Raw genomic sequence first — 9769 nt, 5'->3', positions numbered from 1 at the left:
ATTGAACAGTGCAAGATTGCTATTTCCGAATGGTTAAAACCTATTGGTCTCCAGCTTAAACCGGAAAAGACAAGAATCTGCCATACACTGAGAGAAATCGAGGCAAATGGTGAAAAAGTCCAACCGGGATTCGATTTCCTGGGGTTCAACATTAGGCAATATCCTGCTGGAAAACATGTCTCTGGGAAAAGTGGAGGAAATGTCAGCAAACTCCTTGGCTTCGTAACCCACATAAAACCAAGCAAAAAGGCAATCAAAGCCCACATTGAAAAGGTTAAAGAGGTGATTAAGAAATATAAAACTGCACCTCAAGCCGCCCTGATTAAAGAACTCAATCCCATCATCACAGGATGGTCAAGATATTACTCAGGGGTAGTCTCCTCGGAGATTTTCAACAAGCTAGATAACATACTCTGGCAACAACTGCGGGCATGGGTAGTGTCACGATGCAGAAATGCCAAATACAAAACGCTCAGGAAATACTTCCGAACCGGAAAAGTGATACTGAGTAATGGGAAAGAAAGGAATGAGAAGTGGATTTTCCAAACTAAGGATGGTCTACGACTCCAACAGCATAATTGGACTCCCATTGTCTACCACACGTTGGTAAAACCGAACGCATCGACGTATGACGGAAATTGGGTCTACTGGGCGACAAGGAGAGGGAAATCACCAGAAATCTCGAACCGAGAAGCCAAACTGCTGAAATACCAGAAAGGCAAATGCAAATGGTGCGGGCAGCACTTCACTATTGAAGACCAAGTGGAGACCGACCATATCATTCCTAAATGCCTTGGCGGAAAGGATGATTACAAGAACCTCCAACTGTTGCACCGCCACTGTCACGATGCCAAGACTGCTATAGATGGTAGTCAAAGCAAGAGCCGTATTCATGACAACGAAACGGCTGAACTAGGAGCCGTGTGAGGTGAAAGTCTCATGCACGGTTCTGAATGGGAGGGGGAGATGGCGACATCTCTCTCGACCCCTAATCGTCTCTTTAGAGCGGGGAGGAAAAATCAACGCGCAGCTTTAGCTGCCGTATTCCGCTTCTTGAACTAGAATATTCACGGGTGACATTTTACGGCGCATGAATCAACTCCTGACGATAGTTTGCAAGCTTCAACCGACGCCAGAGCAAGCCGCTAAGATTGACGGCACGCTTAAGGCGTTTGCGGATGCTTGCATTTATATCCATCAGGAAGTCAACCCAAAGACGACCAGCAAGACAACGATTCAGGCCCAGGTTTACCACGACGTTCGAGCCCAATTTGGGCTCTCGGCAAACCTTGCTGTTCGGGCGTGTGCCAGGGTGAGCGCTAACCGAAAAACAGCGAAGCAGAAAAGCAAGCCGATTAACAGCTTTGCCTCCACCAGTGCTGACTACGACGCCAGAATCTTTTCTTTCAGGGAAAAGGATTGGACGGTCAGCCTGACGACCATTGAAGGTAGAGAACGGATGCCCGTCTCTGTCGGCAACTACCAGCGCGGCAAGCTGAAGGGCAGCAAGCCCACGTCTGCACAGCTTTGCCAGCATAGAGACGGGTGCTACTACATCCACATTCAGGTCAAGAGCGAGCCGCCTGAGCCACGCAAACATAGCACGGTAATTGGCGTTGACTTTGGCCGCACTGACATTGCAGTTACTTCGGAAGGTGATAAATGGGACGGGAAACAGATCCGTGACGTGAGAGACAGGTTCTCCCGAGTACGCGCATCGCTTCAACGAAAAGGCACAAAGGGCGCTAAACGCGCCTTGAAACGGCTCTCGGGTAGAGAGCGACGCTTTCAGGCTTGGGTGAGCCACAATATTAGCAAGACCATCGTAAAGAGAGCCGTCGCCACTGGTAGCGCCATTGCTATTGAAGACTTGACCGGCATTCGGCAGCGCACCAATAAACAGCGACGCACTCAGACAGAGCGTAGACGTTCCAATAGTTGGGCGTTCTATCAGCTTCGTCAGTTCATCAGCTACAAGGCTTTGGCCGCTGGCGTATCGCTCATGATTGTCCCGCCTGCATATACCAGCCAAACATGCCACCAATGCCTGCATATTGGCATCAGGGCCAGTAAGCGGTTTAATTGTACAAACTGTGGATGGCATGGCGACGCGGATCTGAATGGTTCTCTGATGATTTCGATTCTCGGGGACTCGGTAAGCAGCCCTGAACGCCTGAGTTGTTCGTTGCCTAGCGCAGCGGCGGCTTAGGGCGAAAGCCCCCGTACTTCAGTCGGGGGTGAGCTTACGTTGGTATCGAGGATGTTGGGAGAAGGTGCGGGATGGACAGTCTAGAATTTCTGCTGCAGCGGGAAGGAGATAATACTTGGTTGCCCCTGGAATCTCCCGACGTCGAAATTTTGGAGGGGCGGTATCGTATCGTCAGCCGTTCCTCCCTCGGGGAGCAGGAGATCGAAATTCGGATTGTCTACCACGCCTTGGATGAAGTGCCCCCGGTGCGGCGAGTCCAGACCCGGCGCGGCGATGTCAACGCCGAGGGTCTGATGGTCGTGATCCCCTACACGCATCTGTTGCCGGGAATTTGGGAATTTTCTTGTTCGCCGGACTTGCAGGAGGGGTTGTTGGGCCAGACCTGGCGGGCGACGCGGCAACTGCGGGTCCTCGCGGGCGACGTCGATGGGGGGGAGGAGTTGGAGCCGTCTCCGGAAATGGCGGCGGAGGAGTCGGCGGAAACGGTCCGAGAGCCGTCACCCGCGGCGGAGGAAGAATCCCCCCCCGGACCGGAACTCGACCGGGCTGAGGTCCGAGTGAAACTGGTTCTCGACCGGGATTCCTATCTGGCGGAATTGGGGAAGGCGTTTTTGCTCTCCGGCCAAGTTTGCGTCGGCGATCGCCCCGCCGAGAGGGGGGAAACCACCTCCCCTCCCCCCCAGCTTCTCGTCTCCGAACCCGAATTGCGGATTTGCCTGCGAGATCCCCAAACCTCGGACCTGCTCTGCGAGAGCCGCCAACCGGTCCCCCAGTCGATTTTGCCGGTTTCCTTTTCTGCGGCCATTTACGTCCCCTTTGAATGCCAGACCCGCCTCGTTTTGGGGGAAATTATTTTTTCGAGCGACACGGTGCCCGAGGTGAGCCAGACCTTCACCGTCGCCATGCCCGTCGAACAGTTGTTGGAGGCGATCGCGGACGATTTCGGGGAGGACGACTACCAAGCTGGACCCCTGGCGGTGGAGTCCCTGATGGCATCGCCTCGCCACCTGCAACTGCCCCGGGAAGGGGCGGACGGGGAGCGGCCGCCGTTGCACCCGTCTCCGACCCTGAACCCCCCCGCTCGGGAACGGGATACGGCGGAAAAGACACCGGTCCCGGAACTGCCCACCTTCGGCCGTCCCCTCCCGGGGGAGGCGGCGGAACCCGCGGCCGAGACAGACCCGACGCCCCCGGAAGAATTGGGGGACGGGGAGGCGGACGGGGAGGCTCAAGGGCCGGCGTTCGCGGAGGACGAGGAGATCGACACCTTTTCCCCCCTGCCCGAACCCCCCCCGGAATCGGCGATCGCGATCATTTCCCCGGTCGATCGCTCGTTCCGCGGCCTGAATTTGGAGGAGCGATTTTGGTCCCGCCTCAGTTCCCTGGCGAAGGATCGGGACCTCTCCCAGTGGATGAAACGGGCCACCTCTCCAACCCCGCCCGAAACGCCCTTCCCGGGGGCGGGGGAACCTCCGGAACCCGACGCCGCACCGGAGCGGCCCCCCGTGCCCGACGAGCTGCGCCCCCTGATCGCCGAATTGGAAGCGGAAGAGATCGTCGTCGATGACGACTTCGAGGAACCGGCGGGTTTCGCGGCCCGGGGGCGGGCGGACGATCGCATCCGGGCCCCCCACGTCCTCCCCGAAGATCGGGAAGTCCCGGCCCCCCTGTTGGAGGTGCCCGAGGAGCCGGTGGCCGGACGGCCCCTGCCGGTCCGGGTGCAACTTCCGGACGGCCTGCCGCGAATTTATGTCAAAATATGGGTGTACGATCGCCAGTCTCGAAACATCGTAGACGGGCCGCGCTGGATCACCGAGTTTTCCCCCAACGGCTTCGATCGCATCGAAACGACCTGTCAGCTCGAAATTCCCTATGGTAGTCTAGAGGTGCAGGTGGAGGCGATCGCCGTTGAAATGCAAACTCAACGGGAAAGCCATAAAGCGATCGTCGAAAAGACCGTGAGTCCTCCGGCCTCACCGACGCTTCCGCTCGACGAACCCCCGTCATAATCAGACCGAATCTGACGGGTGCGGGCGATTCGTGAAATCGGCACTTTGCAGAACACCCCCCCATTTCGTCCGGTTGAAAGCTTTGGAAAAAATGCTCGGACGATTTGAGGGTGCGGGGGAATTTTCCCCCCACCGATCGAATTCCCATTGATTTCGACCCCGAAGGATTCGGGTCAAAATATCCGGAGTCGGATGCTTGACCAATTGGCAGGTGTCCGCCGCGATCGGATTTTTTAGCGTTCCAAACTCACCGTCATCGCATCTCGAAAAAAATCGATCAATTTGATGTCCCAATTGGAAACCGACGTTTCCAATGTCATTTTTCCATCCCCGTTTTCAAGTTTATTTAGGAGAAAAAAATCATGGTTTTAGATTTCGGAAAAACCTTTAAAAATGCCGACAAGATCGGCCGTCAAATCGAGCAGGTTTATCGGGAAAGCCAAGAGGGAAGCGGCATCCATTTTAAACCCGCGATCGCCCTCAATGAAACGCCGAAAACCCTGGTACTAAAGGCGACCCTCCCCGGTTTCTGCCGGGACGATTTGGACATCAAAATCACGGAAAATGCGGCGATCGTTTCCGGAGTCCTCAAAGATTCCGCCGTCCCCTTCCGCCAGGTGGTCGCCCTGCCCGAACCCGTCGATCGCGATCGCGCCGAGGTGGACTACAGCAACGGGATCTTGACAGTCGTTTTGGGGAAATTGAGAATTGAGAATTGAGAATTATTAATTGTCAATTCATCTCACCCGAATCTTGTTACCCCAGATAGTTAGTGAGGGTCGGGATGCGATCGGATCGCACCCGGCTATCCAAAATCCACTATACTGATCGGGGGTCGGCAAAAGCCGACCCCGTTGCTGTGGAAATCTACGAAATTTGACGATGACTTCCGAACCGACATCCCCAACCCCCGAAACTCAACCCGCTGTCCCCGCCGGGGAACCCCAACCCAGCTACGTCAAACTGGCGATGCGGAATATGGTCCGCAAGGGCTCCAAATCCCTGTTTCACTTTACCCTCACCACCGTCGGCTTGGTGGGTTTCCTCGTCGGCGTCGCCTACTTGACTCGATGAGAGGACCGACGTGGAACTCGAACTGAACGTCCAAGACTGTTTTTGGCGGGGGGAAGACGGGGAGTCCCCCCCGTCCCCGCGCCTGGGGTTCGAGGCGATCGCGCCGGAAACCTGGGAATTCTGGTTCGCCGAGTGGCTGGGACAACTGCATCCGTATTTACCCCCCGCCGACGGCTACGAAATTAGCCTCCGCCTCACGGAAGACACCGAAATGCGGGGGTTTAACGCTCGATATCGCTCTTTAGACAAGCCGACAGATGTTTTAGCCTTTGCTACATTGGAGGTGAGTTATCCTCAATCCCCGGAGATGCTCTCATCCCCATCGTGCTATCTCGGAGACATCCTGATCTCGGTCGAGACGGCGGCCCGACAGGCGCGGCAACAGGGGCACTCTCTCCAAACCGAGTTGGCTTGGTTGGCGGCTCACGGTTTACTCCACTTGCTGGGGTGGGATCATCCAGACGATCGCAGTTTGACTCGAATGTTGGATCGACAGACCGCCCTGCTACAGGCTGTTAACCTGGAATGCGGGCAATATTTCGGTTCGGATCGATAAAAATTTAGGTACAATTGCTTCGTTCTCGACCCGATAACTCAAGTCATCTTCCGATGACTCCGCGAAAAAACGCGGCCCCGATCGTGCTAAATTGCACCCAGCATCGATCGGAAGCACCGACCATTGCGAGAATGCCGATTGTAAGGATGTCGCCGATGAACGCAAAAAAACCCTCCGTTTCACCGCTCCCCGTGCGGGCCCTGCCCCGATCTCAGAGTTACACTTACATTCAGGGTTTCCGAGGAGAGCCGAAGGTTAACCCCAACCGAACATCATCTTGGAGTGTGGCGAATAACCTCCTCGTCAGTTTCAAGTACGCTTGGAACGGCGTGACTTACGCATTTAAAACCCAGCGCAATTTCCGCATCCACACGGCGATCGGAACCCTAGCCGTGACCCTGGGGTTTGCGCTACAGTTGAGTTTCGTGGAACTGGCCGTCATCGGACTCACCGTCAGCGCGGTGATGGCGTTTGAACTCCTGAACACGGCGATCGAATCCGTCGTCGATCTGACCGTCGGGAAGTCCTACCACGAACTGGCCCGCATCGCCAAGGACTGCGCGGCGGCGGCGGTGCTGATTTCGGCCCTGGCCGCGCTGTTGGTCGCCGGGGTGCTGATCCTTCCCCCCCTGGCTGCCCAGATCCAACAGTGGATTTAAGGAGTCTAAATTTTGATCGTCGTCATCGACAATTACGATAGCTTTACCTACAACCTAGTCCAGTATTTGGGAGAGTGGGGCGCCGAAATTGCGATCGCCGACCGCATCGAGGTGTACCGCAACGATCGCATCTCCGTCGAACAGGTCCGGCAACTGCGGCCCGACGGGTTGGTCATTTCCCCCGGCCCCGGCCGTCCGGACGACGCCGGAATTTCCCTAGACCTGATCCGGGAATTGGGGCCGACCCTGCCGATTTTGGGGGTGTGTCTGGGACACCAGAGCATCGGCCAGGCCTTCGGCGGCGACATCATCTCCGCGCCGCAACTGATGCACGGCAAAACTTCGGAAATCCGCCACGCCGGAAAGGGCGTGTTTCGGGACTTGGACAACCCCTTCACCGCCACCCGCTACCACAGTTTGGTCATCGATCGCCAAACCTGCCCCCAGGTCTTGGAAGTGACCGCCTGGGTGGATGACGGGACGATCATGGGCGTGCAGCACCGACAATACCCCCACATCCAGGGTGTACAATTTCATCCGGAGAGCATCCTGACCGGGGCGGGCAAATCCCTGTTGAAGAATTTCCTCGACGGTTGCCGGCTGGCGGTGGCGGGCGATCGCTGACTTGTAACTTTGGGTGTAGCCCTTCGACTTCGCTCAGGGCGACGGGTGTAGGGTGTAGGGTGTAGGGTGTAGGGAGAGAAATTCCGATCGCCTCTAACTCCGATCCCTGCGAACTCTCAACATACCGGCGATCGCTGCGATCGCTCCCCTGCGGGTGCATCTCTTCTCCTTCTATATTTCGGTCTGATTGTTTTCTATGAAACGGCGACAGTTCATCCATTTGGCCCAAACCAGCGCCCTCGTCGCCCTCGCTTCGGGTTTCGGTGCGCGGTGGCAAGTCTCCCAGGCCCAGACGGCGGACACCCTGACGGTGCGTTGGCTGGGGCACACCAGTTTTCTGTTCACCGGGGGCGGCCTGCGGGTGCTGCTGAATCCGTTTCGACAGATCGGGTGCACGGCCGGATACCGGAGCCCGAAGGTGGACACGGATTTGGTGCTGATCAGCAGTCGGCTACTCGACGAGGGCTCCATCGAGGGCTTTCCGGACAATCCGGCGCTATTATACGAACCGGGGGTCTATCAATTTAACGGCACCCAGATTCAGGGCATTCGGACGGTTAAGGACCGGGAAGGGGGGCGCCGCTTCGGGACGAACGTGGCTTGGCTGTGGACCCAGGCGGGGATCAAGATCCTGCACATGGGGGGTCTGGCCGGGGCGATCGATATCGAAGAACGGATTTTGATCGGGCGCCCGGATTTGATGCTGGTGCCCGTCGGCGGCGGCCCGAAATCCTACACGCCGGAGGAGGCGAAAGCTGCGATCGCGGCCCTCAACCCCCGCATGGTCATCCCCACCCACTACCAGACGCCGGCGGCGGATTTGACAGCCTGCGACCTGGTTCCGGTGGAGAATTTCCTGAATGTGATGACAAATGCCACGATCGAGACTATCAACAGTGATACTTTGACGTTGAGTCGCGATCGTCTCCCGGACGACGGGTTGAGAGTCGGGGTGATGAGCTACAATTTCAATACTCCGGCCAATGCGGGGAATTCCGCGCCGCCGGAGAATTCTTGATCGGGTGGCGATCGCATCTGGCAAACTGCGCGACGGGGTGGCTGTAGAAATGAAAGAAATATGAAAAGTGCTTTCATCTCCCACTGGAACGGGATTTCAGCGATTTTGAGTTCGGAGATGCCCGCGCACCTTACGCAGCGGGGGTTTCAGCGTTTTTGGGCCGGTCGGAGCATGAGAACGGTTCTCCTGCGGGCGATCGTCGCGCAACTGGCGCCTGCATTCCCCATTGGGCTTGACCTCCTGGCGAGGCCCCTGCTATAATCAGAAATACCTTTTAGGGATTGAAACAAAAAGGGAAACGTTTCCCTTTTTTGGTTTATATTATCCTGCTATAATCAGAAATACCTTTTAGGGATTGAAACCATCCCCTCATATTGCTTAAGAGAAGGCCGCAAGGCCTGCTATAATCAGAAATACCTTTTAGGGATTGAAACGTCGCCACCATTGTCGCCGCCATTGTCGCCGCCGTCCTGCTATAATCAGAAATACCTTTTAGGGATTGAAACTGCTTCGCACTGGTAAGCATAAGCCGCCTTACCCCTGCTATAATCAGAAATACCTTTTAGGGATTGAAACATATTCTGGTAGGCTGTTGCATCGGCTTCGCACTGGTCCTGCTATAATCAGAAATACCTTTTAGGGATTGAAACTTGGGATCTGGTTAGAATTTCCCATCAGGCTCTGGAACCTGCTATAATCAGAAATACCTTTTAGGGATTGAAACGGGATCGGACTCCTTGAGCGCCAACACCTCGGATGCACCTGCTATAATCAGAAATACCTTTTAGGGATTGAAACCCCGTTCTCGAGTTTGCTGGAAACAGCCATTCGCCGCCCTGCTATAATCAGAAATACCTTTTAGGGATTGAAACTCGCGGTGGTCAATCCCCGCCGGGATATTTTCCTGCCTGCTATAATCAGAAATACCTTTTAGGGATTGAAACTCAATATCATTTTCGCTCTCAATTCCGGCGCGTATCCCTGCTATAATCAGAAATACCTTTTAGGGATTGAAACTATTCTCGTTTGATTTTTGGCTCGGGATATTTTAAAACCTGCTATAATCAGAAATACCTTTTAGGGATTGAAACCAATTTTTCAAATTCATGAAAAATGTTGATATTCCCTGCTATAATCAGAAATACCTTTTAGGGATTGAAACGCATATTTTGCGATTTCTAAAATTGCTTTGGCGGCCTGCTATAATCAGAAATACCTTTTAGGGATTGAAACATTCCTAATGCGCTACTCGTCCCTGCTATTGCGGCCTGCTATAATCAGAAATACCTTTTAGGGATTGAAACCCATCCATCGTTCTACGATGCAGCGAATGGTTCCCCATCCTGCTATAATCAGAAATACCTTTTAGGGATTGAAACGGGGGCGTTTCGGGTGTAGATTTTCAGACCGGGTTGGTTTTTTTTACCGTAAAAATCACCCAATCATCTTCAGATGATTTTGGCTATTAGCTTGGGAATTGATTCCCAAGCGGTTGGGAATTAAACTCGGCGAATTAACCCATAATAGATGGGTGGGAACGCAGCCGACTGGACCGACACATCTTAAACGGTGGGTTACGGCGGATTTCTAGATGGCTTTCACAGCATAGGTTGAAGCCGC

Annotated in this window: 9 protein-coding genes and 1 CRISPR repeat array; all 9 genes read left to right on the top strand. The window is 54.9% G+C overall.

Going from position 1 to position 9769, the window contains the following annotated elements:
- On the top strand, positions 1-927 hold a 927-nt coding region (locus LKE08_RS21910; protein WP_324706393.1), incomplete at its 5' end, for a group II intron maturase-specific domain-containing protein.
- Between the two features lie 163 nt (positions 928-1090).
- Entirely contained in the window at positions 1091-2209 is a 1119-nt protein-coding gene (locus tag LKE08_RS21905; RefSeq protein WP_324706392.1) for a transposase, read from the top strand.
- Positions 2210-2280: 71 nt separating this feature from the next.
- The gene (locus LKE08_RS21900; protein WP_324706391.1) at positions 2281-4218 is read left to right on the top strand and encodes a hypothetical protein; all 1938 of its coding nucleotides are present in this window, start codon (positions 2281-2283) and stop codon (positions 4216-4218) included.
- 362 nt (positions 4219-4580) lie between these two features.
- On the top strand, positions 4581-4937 hold the full coding sequence (locus LKE08_RS21895) for an Hsp20 family protein (RefSeq protein ID WP_324706390.1): 357 nt from the start codon (positions 4581-4583) through the stop codon (positions 4935-4937).
- A 163-nt stretch (positions 4938-5100) separates the two neighbouring features.
- Positions 5101-5292, top strand: coding sequence for a DUF3285 domain-containing protein (locus LKE08_RS21890; RefSeq protein WP_324706389.1), 192 nt, complete (start codon positions 5101-5103; stop codon positions 5290-5292).
- Positions 5293-5302: 10 nt separating this feature from the next.
- Positions 5303-5848 (top strand): rRNA maturation RNase YbeY, encoded by a 546-nt coding sequence (gene ybeY / locus LKE08_RS21885; protein WP_324706388.1) that lies wholly within the window; start codon positions 5303-5305, stop codon positions 5846-5848.
- 155 nt (positions 5849-6003) lie between these two features.
- On the top strand, positions 6004-6507 hold the full coding sequence (locus tag LKE08_RS21880; RefSeq protein ID WP_324706387.1) for a diacylglycerol kinase family protein: 504 nt from the start codon (positions 6004-6006) through the stop codon (positions 6505-6507).
- 12 nt (positions 6508-6519) lie between these two features.
- Positions 6520-7131: an aminodeoxychorismate/anthranilate synthase component II gene (locus LKE08_RS21875; protein WP_324706386.1), complete on the top strand. Its 612-nt coding sequence runs from the start codon at positions 6520-6522 to the stop codon at positions 7129-7131.
- A gap of 196 nt (positions 7132-7327) precedes the next feature.
- Positions 7328-8149, top strand: a complete 822-nt coding sequence (locus LKE08_RS21870) for an MBL fold metallo-hydrolase (protein ID WP_324706385.1) — start codon at positions 7328-7330, stop codon at positions 8147-8149.
- Positions 8150-8400: 251 nt separating this feature from the next.
- Positions 8401-9528: direct repeats of the CRISPR family, unit length 37 nt; unit sequence CCTGCTATAATCAGAAATACCTTTTAGGGATTGAAAC.
- Positions 9529-9769 lie beyond the last annotated feature (241 nt).

The organism is Lyngbya sp. CCY1209, from assembly GCF_035615495.1.
Classification (GTDB): Bacteria; Cyanobacteriota; Cyanobacteriia; order Cyanobacteriales; family Microcoleaceae; genus Limnospira.
This window is presented reverse-complemented; position numbering and strand designations above follow the sequence as displayed.

Bases quoted from the DNA above. Each gene is read 5' to 3' on its own strand.
- LKE08_RS21870 (WP_324706385.1), top strand. From the start codon at position 7,328: ATGAAACGGCGACAGTTCATCCATTTGGCCCAAACCAGCGCCCTCGTC.
- LKE08_RS21890 (WP_324706389.1), top strand. From the start codon at position 5,101: ATGACTTCCGAACCGACATCCCCAACCCCCGAAACTCAACCCGCTGTC.
- LKE08_RS21900 (WP_324706391.1), top strand. From the start codon at position 2,281: ATGGACAGTCTAGAATTTCTGCTGCAGCGGGAAGGAGATAATACTTGG.
- LKE08_RS21905 (WP_324706392.1), top strand. From the start codon at position 1,091: ATGAATCAACTCCTGACGATAGTTTGCAAGCTTCAACCGACGCCAGAG.
- LKE08_RS21880 (WP_324706387.1), top strand. From the start codon at position 6,004: ATGAACGCAAAAAAACCCTCCGTTTCACCGCTCCCCGTGCGGGCCCTG.
- LKE08_RS21895 (WP_324706390.1), top strand. From the start codon at position 4,581: ATGGTTTTAGATTTCGGAAAAACCTTTAAAAATGCCGACAAGATCGGC.